Genomic DNA, 23,521 nt, shown 5'->3' on the forward strand with positions numbered 1-23,521 from the left:
GAACTTCTGGCGGGGTAACTACTTGGGGTAGATAGTGGGCACTAGGAATGAGTATGTTAATGTTAACCTATCCTAGATTGGGCGATCGCCTCACCCCTTAATAGCTTATCGAGAACCGGGTCTACGCCATAGTCTCGCAAATTCTACCAGGGTAGGGGCGGGAATTTGCGTTTGTAGCCATTCGATCGCCTCTTTTTGGGTAGGAGTCCCACCGTAGAATCTACAGACATCGAGTAACCGAATATCAACCACTACTTCCGGGGTGGCGTTCCATTTCTGTTCAAATTCCAGCAAAATCGTCACTGGAATTTCCCGTTGTAACCACCGCAAGGCTTGATTTTGGTTCGGTAGATCCCGATAATAACGGCACACATCTAGAATTCTAATCGACTGGGTTTGGGGAGTAGCCTGATTTCTCCACAAACGCGCAAACTCTAATAAGGTCTCATTTGGGATTTTATCCTGTAACCAGACTAAGGCTTTATCTTCCGTCGCAGAACCACGATAGATCCGACATATATCAATTAGTTCTAGAGTTGTTGCGGGTGCGGGTTCCGGTGCCGGTGCCGGTGCGGGTGCGGGTGCGGGTGTCGGTGCGGGTGCGGGGGCGGGTGTCGGTGCGGGTGCGGGGGCGGGTGTCGGTGTCGGTTCTGCTTCTACCCTTGGTGGTGGGACGAAGTTTTCCACTTGACCCATTAATGCAGTCCAGGTTTTTAAGCCAGCTACCCCATTTTTTTCTTTAATGCCTTTGTTATCCTGAAAACTGATGACAGCCCTTTCAGTTCCCGCGCCAAAAATGCCGTCAATTACTCCCGGTTCAAAACCGCGTTTTTTCAGCTTGGTCTGCATTAATTCTACTTTCGGTCCCCGTTCCCCTTTGCGGATACTCTCAAAGATGTTGACATCTACCCCGCCTCGGATACCATCAACTTGACCGCGATCTGTATATTGCCAAAATACCCAGGTTTTCCATTTTCCGGGTATGGCTGGTTTTTCCGCTTGGGTATAGTGGGCTATCCATAGGGGATATTCCGAAAAGCGATCGGTGTTCAGTTGTTGCCAAAATCCTGGATAGGTGTAAATTATCGGTTGATATCCCGTCGCTGCTTCGATCGCTTCTAACCACACAGCCGCGCGATCGCATACCGTTTTGGAATCAAGCCCGTCCGTGGTTTCAATATCTAACACCGGCGGCAAATCTCCCGGTTCCAGGGTAACAATTCTCAGGAAGTTATCGATTTGTCCCTGAATATTGCTGGCCGGCCGAAAAAAGTGATATGCTCCCCTAATTAAGCCGTTGGCTTTGGTTGCTTTCCAATAGGGAGCAAAAACATCCGCCACAAAGGTGGCTCCCTCCGTTGATTTAATGACAGCAAACGCCATACCGGAATTAGCCACTGCTTTCCAGTCAACGTTGGGTTGGTAGTCTGAAACATCTATACCGCGTATACTCATGGGTTTGGCATTTAACAATAATATTTTGATCAGGTATTGGCAATGCGGATCAGCTCATTAAACCGCTATCGGGCCAGTCAATTGACCCATTGACTCTACTTTCGCACTTCGCACTTTGACTATAATACTTCTGAGTTCCGTTGATTAACCGTTATGTTAACCGATCGCTATTTTTTCCGCCGTCCAGTGGCGATCGCTTGATGTATAAACTTTAATATCCCCATTACCCGCTTGGTTCAACATCTCCTGCACTTCTTCTAAGGTAAACGCCGCCTGTAGGGAATCTCGGAATAGTTGTTTTTGATGCTGGTTACAGTCCCCTGCATATTCCTCTACTAGGCGATCGCGATCGGCTTCACTTTTCGGTCGCTGTAAGTCCCGCAGGAAAATCCCTCCCCCCGGTTTTAATACTCGTTTCACCTCACAAAAAAAGGGTAAAGGGTCCCCCAGGTGATGCACTATACTATTGGAAATTACCAAATCAAACTGACCGTCAATATATGGCAACTTTTTGGCATCTACCAAGGCTAATTCCACTTGACTACTAACTCCCGCCGCCTTGATATTCCTCTCCCCTATTTTCAGCATATTTTCCGATAAATCAATCCCGATAATTTGCCAGCCTGGCTTCTGTTTCGCTATCAAAATCGGGATGCGTGCTGTTCCCGTTCCCGCATCTAATACCATCCCTTCTGACCTTGGTAAAACCGCGATCGCCTCTTCTGCAAAAGCTCGATTCACCTCCGAAAAATCCATAGAGTCATACTCTACAGCTTCCGACCAACTATCCATCACTTCCGGTTCTAAAACTCGTTTCATTCAGATTACTTTGCCAATGAAATTACACAAAAAAATATTTATTAACCTCAAATTATTAATCAATTATTATTAATTGTCAACCCCTCAGCCATCCTCACCATAATTTTAGGAAACTTTCAGGAAACCCAGTCCTGATGCTTTATAATCAAGGATTGTAGAATTTCCCCCTACCATATTGAAAATGGTTGAAAATTTAGTCATTATCGGTTCTGGTCCCGCTGGGTACACTGCCGCTATCTATGCAGGACGGGCTAACCTCAAACCCATTGTATTTGAAGGATATCAGAAGGGTGGGGTTCCCGGTGGACAATTAATGACCACCACAGAAGTAGAAAACTTCCCCGGTTTTCCTGATGGTATCACCGGACCCCAATTAATGGATCGCATGAAAGCACAAGCCGCGCGCTGGGGGGCTCAATTAATTACCGAAGACGTGATTAAGGTAGATCTCAGTCAAAGACCCTTTACCCTCACTTCCCCAGACCGGGAAATCTCCACCCATAGTATTATTATTGCTACAGGAGCTACCGCTAAACGACTCAACCTACCAGGGGAAGAAATTTTCTGGAGTAATGGCATTTCCGCCTGTGCTATTTGTGATGGCGCTAGTCCCCTATTTAAAGGGGTAGAATTAGCCGTTATTGGTGGCGGCGACTCAGCAGCAGAGGAAGCCGTTTATTTAACTAAATATGCCAGTCATGTTCATCTTTTGGTACGTCGAGATGAGTTGCGTGCTAGTAAAGCTATGCAGCAGCGAGTTTTACAAAACCCCCAAATAACTGTTCATTGGAACACTGAGGCATTTAAAGTATTTGGCAATGGCAAACTTGCGGGAATTGTAGTTAAAAATAACCGCACAAACCAGGAAAGTGAATTGCTGGTTAATGGTCTATTTTATGCCATTGGTCATACTCCCAACACTGACATTTTTCAAGGACAGTTAGAACTAGATTCTGTCGGTTATATTGTCACTAAAAATCATGGCGTAGAAACCAGCGTTGAGGGTGTTTATGCCGTTGGAGATGTTCAAGATCATGAATTTCGGCAAGCGGTGACGGCGGCCGGTAGTGGCTGCATGGGGGCGATGTTGGCAGAACGATGGTTATCTTCTCAGAATTTGGCTCAGGAATTTCCACAAACTGAATCCTCGTCAGACCATACAGACACCAGCCCCGAAACTGAGGCGGCAGATACTGAGGAAACTTACGATATAAATAACACTAAGCATAAAGGCAGTTATGCTCTGCGGAAACTTTACCATGAGAGCGATCGCTTAATTATGGTTAAATATGTTTCCCCTACCTGCGGCCCCTGTCGCACCCTCAAGCCCATTTTAAATAAATTGGTCGATGAGTTTGATGGTAAAATCCACTTTGTGGAAATTGATATAGAACAAGACCCGGAAATTGCACAAAATGCCGGAGTGATGGGAACTCCCACTATTCAGTTTTTTAAACATAAGGAGTTAGTCAGAGAAATGAAGGGGGTTAAACAAAAAAGTCAGTATCGAGATGTCATTCAAAGTAATTTATAGTTATCCTCTCTTTCTGTATGTCACCTGTTAACTAAAAAATGACTTCCACTAAATCTCGATTTGCTCGATTTTGGACCCGCACAGGTTCCCGTAGTGTTTCCAGTTGGATGATGACAATTGGTTTTGTGATCACAACTGTTTTTGTGGCGATCGCTATTTTCTCCCCAGTATTAGAAAGCTGGGGATGGATACAGAGTCCCACCGAATTTCTCGCCAACCCCATTCATCAACCCCCCGGACTCAAGCACTGGTTCGGTACCAATCGCCAGGGGTATGATATCTTTTCCCGTACCCTATTCGGCACTCAAGCCGCCTGGAAGGTGGTACTGTTAGCAACAGTATTAAGTTTATGTATCGGCGTTCCTCTGGGGCTTCTGAGTGGCTATCAGGGCGGGAAAATAGATCGTTGCTTGTTGTTTTTGATGGATACCATCTACACCTTACCGGGACTGCTGCTATCCATTACCTTAGCCTTTGTCGTCGGTCGAGGGGTGTTTAATGCAGCCTTAGCCCTTAGTATTGCCTATATCCCCCAGTATTATCGGGTAGTTCGTAACCATACCACCAGCGTCAAAACTGAATTATTTGTCGAAGCCGCCCAAGCCATGGGGGCTGATACTTGGACAGTGCTTTCTCGCTACCTGTTCTTAAATGTAATTCAGAGTGTCCCCGTTTTGTTAACTCTTAATGCAGCCGATGCGATCCTGATTTTAGGAGGATTAGGATTTTTAGGCTTAGGGCTACCACCAGAAACTCCCGAATGGGGCCATGATTTACGCCTAGCCTTAGAAGCTCTCCCCACTGGGATTTGGTGGAGTACATTGTTTCCCGGATTAGCCCTTACCATCATGGTAGTGGGGCTATCTTTGTTAGGAGAGGGAATTAGCGAGTGGATAAATCCTAAGACCCGAAATCAAAGTTAAACCCAGAAAATGATTAATAAATCAACAATTGACCGGCAAATATTAAGACATGACTGCAAAAACTTAATGTGATTTAACATTTTATGGGATTCCATTTCTTCAAATTTGAGCTACCTTAACAGAAAAGGCTGACGCATCTGAGAACTCAATGATCACGTTTACCGTGAAAATCTTTATTGAAATGGAGTTCTCCGATTCATCTGGTTTCAGTTTTTTGAGCAAATCCCTTGGTTCAAAACCAAACCCAGCAACTTAGCCTCTATATCATTTAGTTGGCATGAGTTCTGTCAAAGCGGGAAAACTAAGGATATCCTGTATTCGGAAACCCATGGGGCCGGTTTGAGAATACCCAGTCTTGAAAAGTCTCTGTTGAGGACAGACCAAGGGATTGAGACCTGGAGTGGCGCAAGCTATGGAATCACCTAGATTGTGATCACCAGATTATGTATTTCAATTCTGAATTAATCTCCTCGAAGTTTCTCCGCGAGGTTTGAGATGAACATTAAAATAGGATTGCTCAATTAACCTAACCCCCATAGTTTGTTATATGGGCTAACATAGATTGGGAAACCGATTCATAAATAATGTAGTCAACAACCCCACTCAACTGGCGGGATGGGGCTTGTTAAAGCCCCTAACCCAGAGTGAGTTTAGTTGACGGGCCTCAGACGCGGTCAGCGTCTACGTTCAGAGCAAGTGTTAAAGTTCTTACCTGGGGATGCGTCGCTATCGCTAGTAGTCCCCAGCTCTAAAACCAGATGCTTAAACAGTCCTAGAGGGTTAAGACCGTGCTATCTGGAAAGTACCGACTCTGAACATTGGCAAGTGGGAACTTTACCCCAGCAATGGGTGTATCGGGGACAACCATATCCCCACCGGAGCGGCAACCATACCGCTTTACCCCGCAATTGCAGTCAACCTTTACCAACTCAGGAGGCTACGCTTATAGTTATCGAATGGGCAAATTAGGGGGTATTTAACCCCGCTCAATTCCGGCTCAATTCCTGACCCACCCACAAGGGGATGGGGTTTCTCGGAGGAAGAGCATGAATTGTACCTACCATACCCGTTGTGTTCCTTAACACGCTAGGGGTAGGGTAAACGAAAATGAATCGATGGCAGTATTAGTCACAATCGCTCGGTTGCCAATGCTTTTGCTAATGGGAGGTAGTTGGCTGTTGTTTATGCGGTCAAGGCCGACCCTGGCAAGTGAAACCTGAGATATTTTATATATATGGTTTGAGCAACTTTTGTCACCCTTAGCTGATGGGCTGTATCGGAATTCAATCATCAATAGTTTATGATCAACAAGCCGAAGTTACAGTCAGACCGAGTGAGGAATTGGCTAAACTGTCTACAGACAGATATATTGTTATATTCTGTCTCTCGTGATGGATTCTTGAATTGAGGAGCATGAGGAACGCGGCATGATCCAAATAAAAGACGGACTCGCAACCACCATTGAGCCTGAAATGGAAACAATTGAATTATCTGACCCGAAATCTGATCCAGATTTAGTTGAAAATTTGTTTGAACATGGAAAATCTCTTCCAGAAGAATTAGAGGAGTCTCAATCTGACACAGAACTAGCTAAAACTGGGGGTGCCGCGAAATCTCGGCGACGTGCCCAGACAAAAAAAAAGCACTATACAGAGGATTCGATTCGACTGTATCTTCAGGAAATTGGTCGCATTCGCTTACTGCGAGCTGATGAAGAAATTGAACTGGCTCGTAAGATTGCGGATTTGCTGGAGTTGGAACGAATACGCGAAAAGCTAATAGAGCATTATCATCGCGAACCTAACGAAAAGGAATGGGCAAATGCGGTTGATATGAGGCTACCAGAATTCCGCCGTCGCCTATTTCTGGGCAGACGAGCTAAGGATAAAATGGTTCAGTCTAACTTGAGGTTGGTGGTTTCGATTGCTAAAAAGTACATGAATCGGGGTTTGTCGTTTCAAGACTTAATTCAAGAGGGAAGTCTGGGGTTAATCCGGGCGGCGGAAAAATTCGATCACGAGAAAGGCTATAAGTTCAGTACCTATGCGACTTGGTGGATTCGTCAGGCTATTACTCGGGCGATCGCTGATCAGTCTCGGACGATAAGACTTCCGGTTCACTTGTATGAAACTATCTCGCGGATCAAAAAGACTACTAAACTCCTATCTCAGGAAATGGGTCGTAAACCGACGGAGGAAGAAATCGCTACCCGGATGGAAATGACCATCGAGAAGTTAAGATTTATTGCTAAATCCGCTCAACTACCTATTTCCCTGGAAACTCCCATTGGTAAGGAAGAAGATTCTCGCTTGGGAGACTTTATTGAGTCTGATGGAGAAACCCCAGAAGATCAGGTTTCTAAGAATTTACTACGGGAAGACCTCGAAAGTGTATTAGATACTCTTAGCCCTAGGGAACGAGATGTTTTGCGACTACGCTATGGACTCGATGACGGACGGATGAAAACCCTAGAAGAAATAGGGCAGATATTCAACGTGACTCGGGAGCGCATTCGCCAGATAGAAGCTAAGGCTCTACGAAAGTTACGTCATCCCAACCGCAATAGTATTCTCAAAGAGTATATTCGCTAGGGGATACCTACAGCCTGAACCATAATTTGGTCTTATATCACCCAGAGAACAGCTTTCTGGGTGTTTTTTTAGTTTTGTAAATAAGATGAGGGAAAATTAAATTTTTGGGGAATTTGAGCCCGAATTTTTCTCATAAATTTTAAGTTATTTCAATAAAGTTATAGATTTGTGTAAACAGTTGGCTGAATGGGAAATTAATTGATAAGAGATGGTTTTTCAGAGGTAGGATGATTAGATGTAAACATTTAATTTTATTAAAAAGATCAATTCGTTATGGGAATCGCCACCATCAACCCCGCCACGGGAGAAGTGGTCAAAACCTTTGAATCCCTGACTGACTCGGAGATAGAAGCCTGTCTGGAATCAGCAGAGCAAGCCTTTAGCCGTTACCGCTATCTGCCTTTTGAGAAAAAAGCTGAATGGATGAACCGGGCGGCGGAGATTTTGGAGCGAGATGCACAAAGATTTGCCCAAATCATGACATTGGAGATGGGAAAACCTATCAAAGATGCGATCGCCGAAGCTAAAAAAAGCGCCTTGGTTTGTCGGTTTTATGCAGAAAACGCGCCTCAGTTTCTGGCTGATGTTCCGGCCGCCAGTGATGCGACTCGGAGTTTCGTGCGCTATCAACCCCTGGGAGCCATTTTAGCTGTCATGCCTTGGAATTTCCCATTTTGGCAGGTGTTCCGCTTTGCGGCTCCGGCTTTAATGGCTGGGAATGTGGGGTTGCTCAAACACGCCTCTAACGTGCCTCAATGTGCTTTAGCTATTGCCGAAATCTTCACGGCGGCTGGGTTTCCCCCTGGAGTTTTCCAAACCCTCCTGGTGGGAGCGGACAAAGTAGCTCAAATTGTGGCTGACCCGCGCGTTAAGGCTGCCACCCTGACCGGAAGTGAACCAGCCGGAGCTAGTTTAGCTTCTACTGCTGGTAAAAATCTCAAAAAAACAGTGTTAGAATTAGGGGGTAGCGATCCATTTATTGTGCTAGAAAGCGCCGATATAGAAGCAGCAGTACAAACGGCGGTGACAGCTAGAATGCTGAATAACGGTCAGTCTTGTATTGCTGCCAAGCGGTTTATTCTTGCCTCCTCCATCGCCGGAGAATTTGAAAAAAAACTGGTCGCCAAATTTAAGGCGCTGAAAGTGGGAGATCCAATGCTCCCAGATACAGAAGTGGGTCCCCTGGCTACGCCGGGAATTCTCAAGGATATTGACGAACAGGTGCAAACTTGCCTAGCTGCGGGAGCTAAAGCTCTCACGGGCGGTCATCGACTCTCTGATCGTCCGGGAAATTTCTATGCGCCTACTATTTTAGCTTCCATCCCCCCTGGAACGCCTGCTGATCAGGAGGAATTTTTTGGACCTGTTGCGCTTTTATTTAGGGTGAAAAATATAGATGAGGCGATCGCATTAGCGAATAGCACATCTTTTGGTCTGGGTGCAAGTGCATGGACTACAGACACGGCTGAACAGGATCGTTTAACTTTGGAACTAGAAGCCGGAGCCGTATTTATTAACGGTTTGGTCAAATCCGATCCGCGCTTGCCCTTTGGTGGCATTAAACGCTCTGGCTACGGACGAGAGTTAAGTATCCAAGGGATTCATGAGTTTGTCAATGTGAAAACGGTCTGGATTAAATAACTCAGACTCAAAATTAGGGGTAAAAATTACCTAGTAGCTGGGGGATTTTGCGCCTATATTTTACCCAAAAACTACGGAAAGCCGAAAATTATCCGGTTTTTTAATCTATTTGTATAGTTGAAAAAGTGCCCAATGAATACAGCCGAACTTTTGGTTAAATGCCTCGAAAATGAAGGGGTTAAATATGTCTTCGGACTACCGGGAGAAGAGAATATGGAAGTTCTCGAATCCCTGAAAGATTCTTCTATCCAATTTATCACCACCCGCCATGAACAAGGTGCTGCATTTATGGCAGATGTCTACGGACGTTTGACCGGAAAAGCAGGGGTTTGTTTGTCTACCTTGGGACCTGGTGCGACTAACCTGATGACGGGGGTGGCAGATGCTAACCTTGATGGGGCTCCCTTGGTAGCAATTACGGGTCAGGTGGGTACAGACAGAATGCACATTGAATCCCATCAATACCTGGATTTGGTGGCAATGTTTTCCCCTGTCACTAAGTGGAATGCTCAAATTGTCAGACCTAGCATTACGCCGGAAATTGTCCGTAAGGCTTTTAAATTAGCCCAAACGGAAAAACCGGGGGCGGTTCATATTGATTTACCGGAAAATATTGCTAGTATGGCTGTGGAAGGGCAGCCGCTAAATCGCGATCGCCGCGAAAAAATTTATTCTGCTTATCAAAGCATGAATGAAGCGGCTAGTGCTATCTCCAAAGCTGTTAATCCCCTCATCCTAGTAGGTAATGGAGCTTTGAGAGCTAATGCTAGTGAGGCGGTGACTGAATTTGCTACCCAACTAAATATTCCTGTAGCTAATACTTTTATGGGTAAGGGGGCGATTCCTTATACCCATCCTTTATCTCTGTGGACGACAGGACTTCAGCAGCGGGATTTCATTAGTTGCGCTTTTGATAAGGCAGATTTGGTGATTGCTATTGGCTATGATTTGATTGAATATTCACCGAAAAAATGGAATCCTAAAGGCACAATTCCGATTATTCATGTGGGGGCTAATGCGGCGGAAATTGATAGCAGTTATATTCCTATTGCGGAAATTGTTGGGGATATTTCTGATTCTCTTAATGAGATTCTGCGTCGGTCTGACCGCACTGGTAAGCTGGACCCCTATGGGGTAAAACTGCGCTCAGATATTCGCCAAGATTATGAACGCTATGCTAATGATGATGGTTTCCCCATTAAACCTCAAAAAATTATCTATGATTTGCGCCAGGTGATGGGACCGGAAGATATCGTGATTTCTGATGTCGGGGCTCATAAAATGTGGATGGCAAGACATTACCACAGCGATCGCCCTAATACTTGTTTGATTTCTAATGGTTTTGCGGCTATGGGAATTTCTATTCCTGGGGCGATCGCTGCTAAACTTGTCAATCCTGAATTAAAAGTAGTGGCGGTTACCGGAGATGGCGGTTTTATGATGAACTGTCAGGAATTAGAAACCGCCCTGCGAGTTGGTACACCTTTTGTCACGCTGATTTTTAATGATGGTGGCTATGGTTTGATTGAATGGAAACAAGAAGACCAGTTTGGCTCGTCCTCGTTTATTAAATTCGGTAATCCTGATTTTGTCAAGTTTGCTGAAAGTATGGGATTGAAAGGATACCGGGTTGAGGCGGCGACTGATTTGGTTCCTATTCTTAAAGAAGCACTGGCTTCGGAAGTTCCTGTGGTGATTGATTGTCCGGTAGACTATCGGGAAAATGCCCGCTTTAGCCAACGGGCTGGCGGTTTGTGCTGTCCTATTTAATTATTGATTGGATTTCACCACTAACCCGCTGAGACTTTCGGATTTTCTCAGATTTGGACTTCTCAGACCCAGCGATCGCCTTTGGTCGCTGGGTACTCCCTTTGTGGGTGAGGGCTTGGGGGTGAGGGCTTATTTGGCGATTGATTGAGGATTGCTATTAATAGCCTGATACAATTGTAGTCATGTAGGATGTGCAGTGGCTGAGATTTTAACTATGAAGTTTTTAACCCTAAAAAATGGACAATTGGGGACTTTAGTTGATCAGACTGTTGTGGACTTAGTTAAAGCTAGTCAGATTTTGGATGAGTCCTTAACGACTCAGACTTTATTAGAATTAGTAGAAGCTGGAGATACTGCGACTCAGGCGGTTGGGGATTTGACGGAGAAAGCGATCGCCGCAAAAATTGCCTGTGCGCCGTTGACAGATACTGAAATTATAGCACCTTTTCCTCATCCTAAACGCAATATTTTTTGTTTGGGTAAGAATTATTTAGATCATGCTAAAGAAATGCTGGGTAGAGTTGATAAAGACGACCAACTACCCACCCAAATGATTATTTTTACTAAAGCTACCACTACGGCGATCGGTACGGGTGCGATAATTCCTAGCTATAGCCATTTAACCTCTAAATTAGACTATGAGGCGGAATTGGCGATTATTATTGGCAAAAAAGGCACTAATATTTTACCAGAAAATGCCTGGGATTATGTATTTGGTTATACAGCCTTAAATGATATCTCAGCTAGGGATTTACAATCAGATCACCGCCAATGGTTTCGGGGAAAAAGCCTAGATGGTTTTGCGCCTATGGGTCCGGTAGTTGTGCATCGTTCGATGATGCCATCTGCGGAAAATATTGAGGTTTGCTGTTGGGTGAATGGGGAAAAAAGACAACAAGCTAAGTTTGATCAAGTTATCTTTGATGTCCCCGCGATTATATCTACTCTGTCGGCGGGACTGACTTTATTACCAGGAGATATTATTGCTACAGGTACTCCGGCGGGAGTAGGGATGGGATATAATCCGCCCCGTTTCCTAACTGCTGGAGATGAGGTAGTTGTGGAAGTGACAGGGGTAGGTAAATTGATTAATCGGGTAGGGTAAATTAATTAATCGGGTCTGGTTTTAAGTATTTGACTTAATATGGTAAAATATGGGAGAGGTGACAAGTTTACATTTAGATAAATACGGGGAACCTGTGGCTGAAAATGATTGAAGATGATATATATATAATTTACTCATACTAGGTTAGACTTATGACTAAACCTCGTTCTGGATATACACTTCCGGTTTTTGCTTGTGCGGCGGCGATCGCCGCTTTGGAGCATCTCCAAGACCAGAGCCCTAATGATAAAAATACGGTGACGGTGGATTTAATCGATCCACCAGAAACGGCGGAAATTGCGATCGAACAGGTGGCTCGTATTAGTGATCATGCGGCTTTAGGGATTACTCGTTCGGACCCAGGAGATAACTTAGATATTACTCGCCATACGCCAGTTTGGGCAATAGTAGAAAGAATAGGCAGTAACATTAATTCCCTAGAAATCCCCATTAAAATTGTGGGTGGTGAAGGGGTGGGAATGCAGAAGAAAGGGGAAGAAGCGGCGATTTATAAATATGCGAAATCCCTGATTTTAAGTAACCTGAAATCCTTAGTGTCACTAGGCGATCGCATTCAAGTTACGGTTATTTTACCAGAAGGCAAAAAACTAGCCAAACGCACATCTAACGAAGCCTTTGGAGTCATCCAAGGACTATCATTGCTGGGAACAACAGGTATATCCCAACCCCTCAGCGTCCCCGAACAGTTGGAAGTCTATCGGGAGACGCTGGAAGCGAAAGCCGCCGACTTTCAAACCCTAGTATTTTGTATTGGTGAAAATGGATTAGACCTAGCCACGCATTTGGGTATTAAGCCTGAACAAATTGTCAAAACGGCTAACTGGTTGGGGCCAATGCTAGTAACGGCAGGATGTGTAGAAATTGAATCGATTTTACTATTTGGGTATCACGGAAAGCTGATCAAAGTGGCTGGGGGGATTTTCCACACCCATCATCACCTCGCAGACGGACGCTTAGAAATTTTAACGGCTCACTGTGCGGATATGGGATTACCAACCCCAGATCTACAGAAGGTTTTGCATTCTCCGACGACGGAAGATGCTTTATTGTACCTGCGGGAACTAAAGGGGGATTGGGTCGATCGCATATATGGTTCGATCGCCTCGGCTATTGATCATCGCGCCGCCGCCTATATACACACCCACGCGGAAGTAAATGTTCAGGTGGGGTCAGTGTTATTTGATCGCCAGCGTCAAATTATCTGCAAAAGTGCGATCGGTGATACAATTTGGCAGCAAATTTGTTATCCTAGTTAGAATACTCCCTCAACAAATTATCCGCAAAATTGCCGCGTTTTTACTCCTCCCGGTGCTACCAGAACCTAGCCCCCATGACTATATCAACATCTACAACCCTTAACTCAATATGACTGTGCAAACCTCAGCCCCAGAGCAAACTCTACCGACACCAATAACCGAACCGGTTACCTCAGTTAATCGGGAAATGATTATGATCTTAGATTTCGGTTCCCAATACTCGGAACTGATCGCCCGTCGTATTCGGGAAACAGAAGTCTATTCGGAAGTGATTTCCTATCGCACCAGCGCCAAAAAATTAGCCGACCTGAACTTAAAAGGGATTATCTTATCCGGTGGACCTAGTTCGGTCTATGACGAAAAAGCCCCCCATTGTGACCCAGAAATTTGGAATCTGGGGGTTCCGGTGTTGGGTGTATGTTATGGAATGCAGTTAATGGTTCAACAACTGGGGGGGGAGGTAGAACGGGCTAAACTAGCTGAATATGGTAAGGCTTCCCTAACTATTGATGATCCAACAGATCTACTGACTAATGTTGAGCAGGGGTCTACCATGTGGATGAGTCATGGTGACTCCTGTACTAGACTCCCACCAGGGTTTGAGGTTCTCGCCCATACAGGTAATACCCCCTGTGCGGCGATCGCTGACCATCAACGCCAACTCTACGGAGTTCAGTTTCACCCGGAAGTAGTTCACTCTATTGGTGGTCAAGCCTTAATCAGGAATTTCGTTTATCATATATGTGACTGTGAACCGACCTGGACTACAGAAACTTTTGTGGAAGAAGCTATCCGCGAGATTCGGGGTAAAGTAGGAGATAAACGGGTATTATTAGCCCTTTCCGGCGGGGTGGACTCCTCAACTCTGGCATTTTTACTCCATCAGGCGATCGGAGATCAACTTACCTGTATGTTTATTGACCAGGGGTTTATGCGGAAATATGAACCCGAAAAACTGGTAAAACTATTTGATGATCGATTTCATATCTCGGTTGAATACGTTAACGCCCGCGATCGCTTTCTCGAACAACTCAAAGGAGTGACCGACCCCGAAGAAAAACGCAAACGCATTGGGGGGGAATTTATCCGAGTCTTTGAAGAAGAATCAGCCCGTCTCGGACCCTTTGACTATCTCGCCCAGGGAACCCTTTATCCTGATGTAATTGAGTCAGCCGATACCAATGTTGACCCGAAAACTGGGGAAAGGGTAGCGGTTAAAATCAAAAGCCATCACAACGTTGGCGGTTTACCCAAGGACTTACGATTTAAATTAGTTGAACCTCTCCGCAAACTGTTTAAAGATGAAGTTCGCAAAGTTGGGCGATCGATAGGTTTACCCGAAGAAATCGTCCGCCGCCACCCCTTCCCTGGTCCAGGTTTAGCCATTCGTATTCTAGGGGAAGTTACCGCCGAAAAACTGAATATTCTGCGTGATGCTGATTTCATCGTCCGTGATGAAATTCACAAATCCGGCGTTTATCATGATTTTTGGCAAGCCTTCGCCGTATTGCTTCCCGTCCGCAGTGTGGGAGTTATGGGAGATCAGCGTACTTACGCCTATCCCGTCGTGTTGCGATTTGTCTCTAGTGAAGATGGTATGACCGCCGACTGGTCGCGGGTTCCCTACGATTTACTTGAAACTATTTCTAACCGCATTGTTAATGAAGTGCGAGGAGTCAATCGGGTAGTTTACGATATTACATCCAAACCCCCAGGAACTATCGAATGGGAATAGGGCAATTGATAATGGATAATGGATAATGGATAATTATTAATTGTTAATTGTTCATCCTGTAGGGGCGGGTTCTGCGGTCAATCATCATTCCCAGGGGGGTTTTGGTAAACCCGCCCTAACCCACCGGGAAATTATTGTAGGGGCGGGTTCTGCTGTCAATCATCATTCCCAGCGGGGTTTTGGTAAACCCGCCCTAACCCACCGGGAAATTAATAGATAATTGTAAACGCGCCCCACGGCGGTCAATCATCATTCCCACCGGGGTTTTGGTAAACCCGCCCTAACCCACCGGGAAATTATTGTAGGGGCGGGTTCTGCGGTCAATCATCATTCCCAGCGGGGTTTTGGTAAACCCGCCCTAACCCACCGGGAAATTATTGTAGGGGCGGGTTCTGCGGTCAATCATCATTCCCAGCGGGGTTTTGGTAAACCCGCCCTAACCCACCGGGAAATTATTGTAGGGGCGGGTTCTGCGGTCAATCATCATTCCCAGCGGGGTTTTGGTAAACCCGCCCTAACCCACCGGGAAATTAATAGATAATTGTAAACGCGCCCCACGGCGGTCAATCATCATTCCCAGCGGTGTTTTGGTAAACCCGCCCTAACCCACCGGGAAATTAATAGATAATTGTAAACGCGCCCCACGGCGGTCAATCATCATTCCCAGCGGTGTTTTGGTAAACCCGCCCTAACCCACCGGGAAATTATTGTAGGGGCGGGTTCTGCGGTCAATCATCATTCCCAGCGGGGTTTTGGTAAACCCGCCCTAACCCACCGGGAAATTATTGTAAACGCGCCCCACTGCGGTCAATCATCATTCCCAGCGGTGTTTTGGTAAACCCGCCCTAACCCACCGGGAAATTATTGTAAACGCGCCCCACGGCGGTCAATCATCATTCCCAGCGGTGTTTTGGTAAACCCGCCCTAACCCACCGGGAAATTAATAGATAATTGTAAACGCGCCCCACGGCGGTCAATCATCATTCCCAGGGGGGTTTTGGTAAACCCGCCCTAACCCACCGGGAAATTAATAGATAATTGTAAACGCGCCCCACGGCGGTCAATCATCATTCCCACCGGGGTTTTGGTAAACCCGCCCTAACCCACCGGGAAATTATTGTAGGGGCGGGTTCTGCGGTCAATCATCATTCCCAGCGGGGTTTTGGTAAACCCGCCCTAACCCACCGGGAAATTATTGTAGGGGCGGGTTCTGCGGTCAATCATCATTCCCAGCGGGGTTTTGGTAAACCCGCCCTAACCCACCGGGAAATTATTGTAGGGGCGGGTTCTGCGGTCAATCATCATTCCCAGCGGGGTTTTGGTAAACCCGCCCTAACCCACTATTACTGATGAAAAATGGACTATAAAACTGCCCGTAGTTTCTTAATTGACCAAGGTATGGCTTTGGAAATACAAAATAACCCCGATGCCTTTTTAATTCGTCTGAAAGAAGGTAAGCCCCCAGTCCCTGGTCAAGTGACATCGATTTTGTTAGCAATTAAAATGGTGTATGACTCCCTCAAAGAAACCGATAACTTCGATCGCCCTCTGGTGTTGGCTTTGTATCAATTAGCCATGGAAAGCCATCAGCAATTTCTCCTCAAGTCTAAACAAGGTGTTGCATGGCCTCCCCTACTCCAAGAAGATCTTAATCGGATATCTCTGGGGGTAAAAAGCATTTTTTCCGGTCAATGGTATTGACAAAAACCAGATAGTATGCTTAAAATGGTGGGGTGCATGGCAGAAAATCTGGTGTATGCCAGCTTGGATGCCGCCAAGTTTGCTTTAACTTTTTGAGGAAACTAAACCAATGGAGATTCCTGGTAGTAGTAGTTTCATAACTACACATCAAGAGTCCGATTCGTCTAAAGAAGACCCTGACCCTAGCCCTAGGTGTGGCTGGCAGTTGATTGGTTTGATGAATTTGCCCCGATCGCTTTATTAAAGATTAGTGGGTTCATCTCCGGTCACTGCTGGGCATAGTGACTGGGAAGGAAGGAGGTAAACCCCCTAGACTATTACTGAATATTTGAATCAATTTCGAGCTGGTTTTTTCTTGGTATTGCAAGAAAAAGCCCGGTTGTTTCGTGATGTTTGATTAGTGAATAAATAGTGCAGCCAGTGGACTGGTTGACAGGTTGAATCTTTGAGGATTTATTCAGCCTGAAACTGTGTTTTGTCTACTTTTGCCACTTACAAAATCACCTTTTGTGAGTCGATTTATGCTGGCAAATATCCTCAAAAAATTAAGGCAATAAACATGGTTTGATGCTGACAATTATCCTGTATTTAGTGAGAGGTGAAAAATGCGTGGCAATGTTTTGAACGATTTACTACAACCTTTTGCATTAGAAGCGGCGAAAAAAGAGGCGAATAGTTTACCGGCTTCGGAACTGGTACAACTGCTGATGCAAATTGAACCCCATAAGCGAGTTATAGCGTTTCGATTACTAGAAAAAAACAGAGCGATCGCCGTTTTTGAATATTTACGCCCGGAGGAACAAGCCGATCTAATTCAAGATATGGAAAATCCCGAAGTAATGACGCTTCTGGAAGCACTTGATCCTGATGATCGTGTGCAGCTATTTGAGGAACTTCCGGCTAAAGTGACTAAGCGACTGATAGGGAAACTCAGTCCCCAAGCCAGGGAAACGGTTAACTTACTACTGGGATATCCCGAAAATAGTGCGGGAAGAATTATGAATCTGCGGTTGGTTACCGTCCGCAGTCACATGACCGTTGCTGATACCCTAACGACTATCCGCCAATCGGAATTAGACCCGAATCAACTGGCAGTTGTGTTTATCATTGATGCCGAAAGATATTATCGGGGATTTGTTCCTACCGTTAACCTGATTAGAGCTAATCCTGATCAAATTATTGGTGAATTAGCCGAGGGTGAAACCATTGCCGTCCGCGCGAGCGATCGCGATTTAAAAGCGGCTCAACTCCTGAAAAATAACGACCTTCCCGCCATTCCTGTAGTTGATAACGAAGGGCGATTAATTGGAGATATCACCTTTGATGATGTGATTGATTTAGTGGAAGAAGAAGCCACCGAGACAATTTTAGGCCAAGCCGGAGTCGGGAATTTATTAACCCGTGATCAAGGTTGGAGTGAAAAACTGGTGCGTGGTCCTTCTTTCTATGCCATTAGACTGCGGATAATGTTCTTAATTGTTACCCTGATTGGTGGTTTTTTAGTCGGTGGCGTGATCGAAACTTTTGAAGATACCCTAGAGGCGATCGTGGCGGCGGCGGTATTTATTCCCCTAGTCATGGATATGGGGGGAAATGTCGGCACTCAATCAAGCACTATTTTCGCCCGTGGTTTAGCCTGGAGTCAAATTCACCCTAGCCAGTTTACTGCTTATCTATTCCGAGAAATTCGCATTGGCTTCATTATGGGGGTAATTTTAGGCACTGTGGCGGGAATAGCCGCCTACTTCTGGCAAGGATTACCTAACGATATCCCCCAACTGGGTTTAGCGGTGGGAATTTCCTTAACTTGTGTAATTACTTTGGGAGCAATTTTAGGAGCAATGTTGCCGATGATTATGCTAAGACTCGGCTTTGATCACGGTCCTGGTGCTGATCCATTTATCACCACAATTAAAGACTTTTCGGGTCTGTGGATTTATTTTTCTCTAGTGGGGTTGCTGGTTGGTGTTAGTTAACTGAGATTCAACCCACTACTATCTGAGTCAAGGAATTACCCTAAGTTGGCAAAAACATTGTAAAAACTAAGGAGATAAGAACATGATCATGAGTCAAGCTATCACTGCCCGCCCTAGTGTTATTTCTACCCTGAAACAAATTTGTTTGCGGAAACAGGAAATTGCACAAATTTACAAAGCTATGGCAAAACGGGAATCTTCGGAATCCCGTCGGGAGACTTTACGCAAGATGGCGACTTCCTCGGAGCAATCTATTCTATCTCCAGCTCGCACATTGAAACAGTTAGGGGAATCAGTACCTAGCCTCAAATATTCATGGTGGCAGCGGTCACGGGACTATTTAATTGCCGAAGTTAATCTTCCCTTGATTTTGCATTTGATTGAGAAGTTAGAGGCCCAGGATAACTATTATTTGAATCAAATTTTGGCTGAATATGGAGAAAAAACTACTGATGCTATCAATGATCCGAGGGAAGCTCGGCTGGTTTTGCAAGAAATGTTATCTCCCTATTGTCGCTATCGCGGACAGCTTACCTCAGAAAATCTCCGTTTTAACCAAGTTTTTCAGGAGTTTTCTAATCAAGTGGCGATCGCCTGTGCTTTAGAAACCAGTGGTAAAATCTCACCGAAACAAGCAATGGAGCGTCTGGAACAGTTGTGGCAGGAGTTGCAAGACTCCCACCCCGAATCATAACCGCTCCCGAATAGGGCAATATGGGGAGGTTGAACCCCTCCCCATCACTTATTTTTCCGCTGAATGCTGCCGAAAATATCCTAAAATCAGTAGGTTCTTGGCATAGTTAACTCAACTGTGTACAAAGTCCATCAAAGCAGAATCAGAAGAAGAGGTGAGCCATGGAGTGGACAGAAACATTGCTGAGACTGACGGTGGCATTTTTGCTAGGTTCGGCTTTGGGAATTGAACGTCAGTGGCGGCAGCGCATGGCTGGGTTACGGACTAATACATTGGTGGCGACGGGAGCCTCTATGTTTGTTATTCTTTCCGTGATGACTCCCGGAGAGGGTAGCCCTACCCGCATTGCGGCTCAAGTTGTGTCTGGAATCGGTTTTTTGGCTGGGGGTGTGATTTTAAAAGAAGGCCTCACGGTTAAGGGGTTGAATACGGCGGCGACTATTTGGTGCGCTGCTGCCATTGGGACTTTATCGGGGGCTGGTTTTTTTTCCCAAGCATTTATGGGAGCCTGTGCGGTTTTGATTGCTAACACGGTTTTGCGTCCCTTGAGTCTTCGCATTAACCAGCAACCCACAGAATGGACTGAATTAGAGTTTTATTATCTGTGTTCCCTAGTTTGTCGGGGTGATGAAGAAGCTCATATAAGGGTTTTATTACTCGATGCTCTGGGTAAAATGAATAAAATTAAGCTGCGCTCTTTGCGGAGTCAAGATTTAGATGACTTTAATAATTTGGTTGAGGTTGAAGCTCAAATAATAGCCCAGAATCGTGATGATAATTTGTTGGAGCAAATTATTAGCCGATTAAGTTTAGAACCTTCGGTTAAATCTGTGAGTTGGCGGATTCTTGAGCAAGACTATGATGAATAATTAATGGTTGATTATCAATTATTCATGAACCAGTAGAGGCGGGTTACACTGTAAATTACCCGCCTCCCCATCGATAAACCTTTAGACTACAACCTCTAAGAGTTGCCGTAAGGGAATATCAATTAGTTGTTGACTGCGATGGTAGTGGAAGTCTAAACTTTGGATAATTCGCTCTAGTAGGTAGCTGTCCAGTAATACCTGTAATTCCTGGTTGGTCTTGGGTAAAAATCCATCCTCTTTAGCTACTTCTAAATAACTGCCCAAAAATTTAGCACCTACCCAATTATACCAGATGTTCGCCCATTGTTCCATTTCTGGTAGATTTTCGGGTCGAATCATGCCATTTTCTACCTCGTTGAGTAAAGCAATACGGGTGGCATAATTGAGGGATTGTAACATGGCGGCGACATCCCGCAAAGGCGATCGCTTCATCCGTCTTTCGTTCAAAGTTCGGTAGGTTTCTCCCTCAAAGTCAATTACCCAAAAATCCTTACCTGTATAGAGAATTTCTTCTAAGGAATAGTCCCCATGACAACGGGTTCGCAGTCCGGTAATTTTGAGGTTGAGTAGGGATTGAAAACGCGCTAAAATATACTCATGTTTACTCAGAACCTTTTTGGCTAAGTCCTTGGTTTCCGGTCCCATGGAATCGAGCCCTTTTCTCAGCTTCAGCATTACCTGTCCGGTCAGGTTTCGGGAATATTGATAAATCGATCGCTGATATAAAGATGAAAAGGGTTCTGGGGTAAAATTCGGGTCGTCCGTATCGCTGGATAAGGCAATATGTAACTCGGCTGTGCGTTGACCTAGTAGTTGAATATTACTCAGATATGATCCGATCGCGATCGCTACTTCTTCGGGAATTTCCTGATTTTTTAAGGTTAGCAGAGATTCTGAGGGAACCTCCACCGGAGTTTCCGTCGTTGGTAAAGTTATGCGATCGAAAAAGTCTCGGAGATTATCTAAAGTATAATTCCAAGCCTTAATACCATCGGGAATATATACCTGTAAAACCCCTAAAGTTGTAGAGTCTCCGCGACGGGGTTTATATTTTAACCCTCCCATTACTGGCGCAATGTGTTCTAATTGTTGTTTCTGTCCTAAAAAACTGCGAATTTCTAATTCGGGATTAATACCCGGTTCGACTCGGCGGAAGAATTTAAAAATTAGGCGATCGCCATAAACAACTAAGGCATTTTTATCCGTTTTTCCCATTAGCTGAGGATTCATTTTCTCTTCACTCATATCTACCCCAGCCAGCGCGTCCGTAGTCATCGCCGTTAAAGTGCCATGTTTACCTTTATACTGTTGGCGGTTCCGAATCATATCTAGGGGGAGAGTTAAGAAGTCTTGATCAGCACTTGCTTCAAATAAAATCCCCTCTTGATCATCGATTTTTACTGAAGCCAACACCGCACTAGGAAAATTAGCACTAACTTCTTTTGATTGTTCACCAATAGCACAAGATAACAGCACTACATAGGTTTCTGCAAACCCTTCTGTATAGTCTACATTTAGCATGACAATAGCTGCTTCCTGTTTGGGGAAAGGAATCGGAATAAAATCAGCAATTGTCACGGACTGCATAACCCTAGATTTACTAATAAACCACGAGGATCGATGTAGATATTCAGGGAACAAAGACTCTAAACGTTCGCGGGTATCCGACTGAGAAAAGATTTGATGCCAACTTTTCGCAACCTCTAAAGCTGGTAGTTGGTGGCGGGGACGAGGTAGCAGGCTGGTGGCTGGATCAAACTGAAGCATAAACCAGTAAAATCCATAGGGCGCAATACTCAGAAAATAGCTCGATTCTCCAATTTTTGGGAAGTGATTTCGCCCGAAAATTTCCACGGGAACCATTCCCTGAAATGGGGTTAAATCTAATTCTACACTCTGCACAAATCGCGACAGGTTTGCCACTACTAAAATATGTTCCCCAGAGTAGGTGCGGACAAATGCTAAGACTTTCCTGTTTTCGGGATGTAACAGTTCAAAAGTTCCACGTCCAAAGGCTTGAAAACGTTTCCGCATGGCAATTAAACGTTTCATCCATGACAGGAGGGAATTAGGATTAGCGCTTTGCGCTTCCACGTTGATGGCTTCGTAGTGATATTCAGAGTCTAAAATAACTGGTTGATACAGTTTCTGAGGGTTGGCACGACTAAAGCCAGCGTTACGATCAGGACTCCACTGCATGGGGGTACGGACTCCGTTGCGATCGCCTATATATATATTATCTCCCATGCCAATTTCATCACCATAGTACAGCACAGGAGTTCCTGGTAAAGAAAGCAGCAAACTATTCATTAGTTCAATTTGGCGGCGATCGTTCCCCAGTAGTGGCGCGAGACGGCGACGAATCCCTAAATTTAGTCGCGCTTGGGTATCTTCTGCATAGACCCGATACATATAATCTCGGTCTTCGTCTGTCACCATTTCTAGGGTTAATTCGTCATGGTTACGCAGAAATAATGCCCACTGACAATTATTAGGAATAGACGGAGTTTGGTTGAGAATATCCACAATCGGAAAACTATCTTCCATTCGTAATGCCATAAACAAACGTGGCATTAACGGAAAGTGAAAATTCATCTGACATTCATCACCTTCCCCATAGTAAGCGGCAGCATCTTCCGGCCATTGATTGGCTTCCGCTAATAGCATCCGATCCTCATATTTGCTATCAATATAAGCCCGTAATCTTTTCAAAAAGGCATGGGTTTGCGGGAGGTTTTCGCAGTTTGTTCCTTCCTGCACACACAGATAGGGAACCGCATCTAAGCGCATCCCATCTACTCCCATTCCTAACCAAAAATCCGCAAGTTCTAACACGGCTTGCTGCAATTCGGGACTCTCATAATTTAAGTCCGGTTGATGGGAGTAAAAACGATGCCAATAATAGGCTTTTGCTACCGGGTCCCACGCCCAGTTAGAGGTCTCAAAATCCTGGAAAATAATCCTCACTTCTGGGTATTTGTCTGGGGTATCACTCCATACATAAAATTCCCGTTCTTTACTGCCTTTGGGGAGTCTCCTCGCCCGCTGAAACCACGGGTGCTGGTCGGAAGTGTGGTTAACTACTAACTCGATGATTACCCTAATTCCCCTTTCATGGGCGGCATAAAGAAAGGTTTTAAAATCCTCTAAATTACCATAGATAGAGTTAACATCTCGGTAATCGGAAATATCATAGCCATCATCTCGCAATGGAGATGGGAAAAATGGTAAAATCCAGATGGCAGTGATGCCGAGTTCTTCGAGATAATCTAATTTTTCCGTGAGTCCAGCAAAGTCGCCAATACCATCGCCATTACTATCACAATAGGCGCGGACTGGCACTTCGTAAATAATCGCATCTTTGAACCAAAGCGGATCATTATTGAGTTTTGATTGTGCCATAGGTTTAATTTCTGTTCGTCAATATTTGC

At 45.1% G+C, this 23,521-nt stretch carries 17 protein-coding genes; 14 read left to right on the top strand and 3 right to left on the bottom strand.

Features of this window, described 5'->3' with window-relative positions:
* Positions 1 to 105 precede the first annotated feature (105 nt).
* Both N39L_RS24715 and N39L_RS24720 read right to left on the bottom strand, forming a co-directional pair.
* Positions 106 to 1,455, bottom strand: coding sequence for a GH25 family lysozyme (locus N39L_RS24715; RefSeq protein WP_043468552.1), 1,350 nt, complete (start codon positions 1,453 to 1,455; stop codon positions 106 to 108).
* A 156-nt stretch (positions 1,456 to 1,611) separates the two neighbouring features.
* Positions 1,612 to 2,274, bottom strand: coding sequence for a class I SAM-dependent methyltransferase (locus N39L_RS24720; protein ID WP_014276670.1), 663 nt, complete (start codon positions 2,272 to 2,274; stop codon positions 1,612 to 1,614).
* Between the two features lie 181 nt (positions 2,275 to 2,455).
* Here N39L_RS24720 and trxB point away from each other — a divergent pair, with 181 nt between their 5' ends.
* The 14 genes from trxB to N39L_RS24790 all read left to right on the top strand — a co-directional run bounded on the left by trxB (position 2,456) and on the right by N39L_RS24790 (position 20,090).
* Entirely contained in the window at positions 2,456 to 3,808 is a 1,353-nt protein-coding gene (trxB, locus tag N39L_RS24725) for a thioredoxin-disulfide reductase (protein ID WP_043468555.1), read from the top strand.
* A gap of 38 nt (positions 3,809 to 3,846) precedes the next feature.
* Positions 3,847 to 4,731: an ABC transporter permease gene (locus N39L_RS24730; RefSeq protein WP_006619889.1), complete on the top strand. Its 885-nt coding sequence runs from the start codon at positions 3,847 to 3,849 to the stop codon at positions 4,729 to 4,731.
* A gap of 1,427 nt (positions 4,732 to 6,158) precedes the next feature.
* Entirely contained in the window at positions 6,159 to 7,322 is a 1,164-nt protein-coding gene (gene rpoD, locus N39L_RS24735) for an RNA polymerase sigma factor RpoD (protein ID WP_006619888.1), read from the top strand.
* A gap of 273 nt (positions 7,323 to 7,595) precedes the next feature.
* Positions 7,596 to 8,963 carry an NAD-dependent succinate-semialdehyde dehydrogenase gene (locus tag N39L_RS24740; protein WP_014276674.1) on the top strand — a complete coding sequence of 456 codons (1,368 nt, stop codon included), beginning with the start codon at positions 7,596 to 7,598 and terminating at the stop codon, positions 8,961 to 8,963.
* A gap of 132 nt (positions 8,964 to 9,095) precedes the next feature.
* Positions 9,096 to 10,733, top strand: a complete 1,638-nt coding sequence (locus N39L_RS24745; protein WP_014276675.1) for an acetolactate synthase large subunit — start codon at positions 9,096 to 9,098, stop codon at positions 10,731 to 10,733.
* Positions 10,734 to 10,929: 196 nt separating this feature from the next.
* The gene (locus N39L_RS24750) at positions 10,930 to 11,838 is read left to right on the top strand and encodes a fumarylacetoacetate hydrolase family protein (RefSeq protein ID WP_014276676.1); all 909 of its coding nucleotides are present in this window, start codon (positions 10,930 to 10,932) and stop codon (positions 11,836 to 11,838) included.
* A 152-nt stretch (positions 11,839 to 11,990) separates the two neighbouring features.
* Positions 11,991 to 13,115 (top strand): cobalt-precorrin-5B (C(1))-methyltransferase CbiD, encoded by a 1,125-nt coding sequence (gene cbiD / locus N39L_RS24755; RefSeq protein ID WP_014276677.1) that lies wholly within the window; start codon positions 11,991 to 11,993, stop codon positions 13,113 to 13,115.
* Positions 13,116 to 13,224: 109 nt separating this feature from the next.
* Positions 13,225 to 14,850, top strand: coding sequence for a glutamine-hydrolyzing GMP synthase (gene guaA / locus N39L_RS24760; protein WP_006619883.1), 1,626 nt, complete (start codon positions 13,225 to 13,227; stop codon positions 14,848 to 14,850).
* 40 nt (positions 14,851 to 14,890) lie between these two features.
* Positions 14,891 to 15,070, top strand: a complete 180-nt coding sequence (locus N39L_RS24765) for a hypothetical protein (protein WP_014276678.1) — start codon at positions 14,891 to 14,893, stop codon at positions 15,068 to 15,070.
* A 1,136-nt stretch (positions 15,071 to 16,206) separates the two neighbouring features.
* A complete protein-coding gene (locus tag N39L_RS24770; protein WP_014276679.1) occupies positions 16,207 to 16,551 on the top strand; it encodes a hypothetical protein in 345 nt (114 codons plus the stop codon).
* Positions 16,552 to 16,660: 109 nt separating this feature from the next.
* Entirely contained in the window at positions 16,661 to 16,795 is a 135-nt protein-coding gene (locus N39L_RS24775) for a hypothetical protein (protein ID WP_286133209.1), read from the top strand.
* 361 nt (positions 16,796 to 17,156) lie between these two features.
* Complete coding sequence (gene mgtE / locus N39L_RS24780) at positions 17,157 to 18,527, top strand: magnesium transporter (RefSeq protein WP_014276680.1); 1,371 nt, start codon at positions 17,157 to 17,159, stop codon at positions 18,525 to 18,527.
* An 88-nt stretch (positions 18,528 to 18,615) separates the two neighbouring features.
* Positions 18,616 to 19,221: a DUF7219 family protein gene (locus N39L_RS24785; RefSeq protein WP_231851999.1), complete on the top strand. Its 606-nt coding sequence runs from the start codon at positions 18,616 to 18,618 to the stop codon at positions 19,219 to 19,221.
* A gap of 161 nt (positions 19,222 to 19,382) precedes the next feature.
* The gene (locus N39L_RS24790; protein ID WP_014276682.1) at positions 19,383 to 20,090 is read left to right on the top strand and encodes an MgtC/SapB family protein; all 708 of its coding nucleotides are present in this window, start codon (positions 19,383 to 19,385) and stop codon (positions 20,088 to 20,090) included.
* A gap of 81 nt (positions 20,091 to 20,171) precedes the next feature.
* Here N39L_RS24790 and treS read toward each other — a convergent pair whose 3' ends face one another.
* Positions 20,172 to 23,492, bottom strand: a complete 3,321-nt coding sequence (gene treS / locus N39L_RS24795) for a maltose alpha-D-glucosyltransferase (RefSeq protein ID WP_014276683.1) — start codon at positions 23,490 to 23,492, stop codon at positions 20,172 to 20,174.
* Positions 23,493 to 23,521 lie beyond the last annotated feature (29 nt).

The sequence above is a fragment of the Limnospira platensis NIES-39 genome, assembly GCF_026000695.1.
GTDB classification, from domain to species: Bacteria; Cyanobacteriota; Cyanobacteriia; order Cyanobacteriales; family Microcoleaceae; genus Limnospira; species Limnospira platensis.

Coding starts and splice junctions, on each gene's coding strand:
- N39L_RS24715 (WP_043468552.1), bottom strand. CDS start 1,455: ATGAGTATACGCGGTATAGATGTTTCAGACTACCAACCCAACGTTGAC.
- N39L_RS24720 (WP_014276670.1), bottom strand. CDS start 2,274: ATGAAACGAGTTTTAGAACCGGAAGTGATGGATAGTTGGTCGGAAGCT.
- trxB (WP_043468555.1), top strand. CDS start 2,456: ATGGTTGAAAATTTAGTCATTATCGGTTCTGGTCCCGCTGGGTACACT.
- N39L_RS24730 (WP_006619889.1), top strand. CDS start 3,847: ATGACTTCCACTAAATCTCGATTTGCTCGATTTTGGACCCGCACAGGT.
- rpoD (WP_006619888.1), top strand. CDS start 6,159: ATGATCCAAATAAAAGACGGACTCGCAACCACCATTGAGCCTGAAATG.
- N39L_RS24740 (WP_014276674.1), top strand. CDS start 7,596: ATGGGAATCGCCACCATCAACCCCGCCACGGGAGAAGTGGTCAAAACC.
- N39L_RS24745 (WP_014276675.1), top strand. CDS start 9,096: ATGAATACAGCCGAACTTTTGGTTAAATGCCTCGAAAATGAAGGGGTT.
- cbiD (WP_014276677.1), top strand. CDS start 11,991: ATGACTAAACCTCGTTCTGGATATACACTTCCGGTTTTTGCTTGTGCG.
- guaA (WP_006619883.1), top strand. CDS start 13,225: ATGACTGTGCAAACCTCAGCCCCAGAGCAAACTCTACCGACACCAATA.
- N39L_RS24770 (WP_014276679.1), top strand. CDS start 16,207: ATGGACTATAAAACTGCCCGTAGTTTCTTAATTGACCAAGGTATGGCT.
- N39L_RS24775 (WP_286133209.1), top strand. CDS start 16,661: ATGGAGATTCCTGGTAGTAGTAGTTTCATAACTACACATCAAGAGTCC.
- mgtE (WP_014276680.1), top strand. CDS start 17,157: ATGCGTGGCAATGTTTTGAACGATTTACTACAACCTTTTGCATTAGAA.
- N39L_RS24785 (WP_231851999.1), top strand. CDS start 18,616: ATGAGTCAAGCTATCACTGCCCGCCCTAGTGTTATTTCTACCCTGAAA.
- N39L_RS24790 (WP_014276682.1), top strand. CDS start 19,383: ATGGAGTGGACAGAAACATTGCTGAGACTGACGGTGGCATTTTTGCTA.
- treS (WP_014276683.1), bottom strand. CDS start 23,492: ATGGCACAATCAAAACTCAATAATGATCCGCTTTGGTTCAAAGATGCG.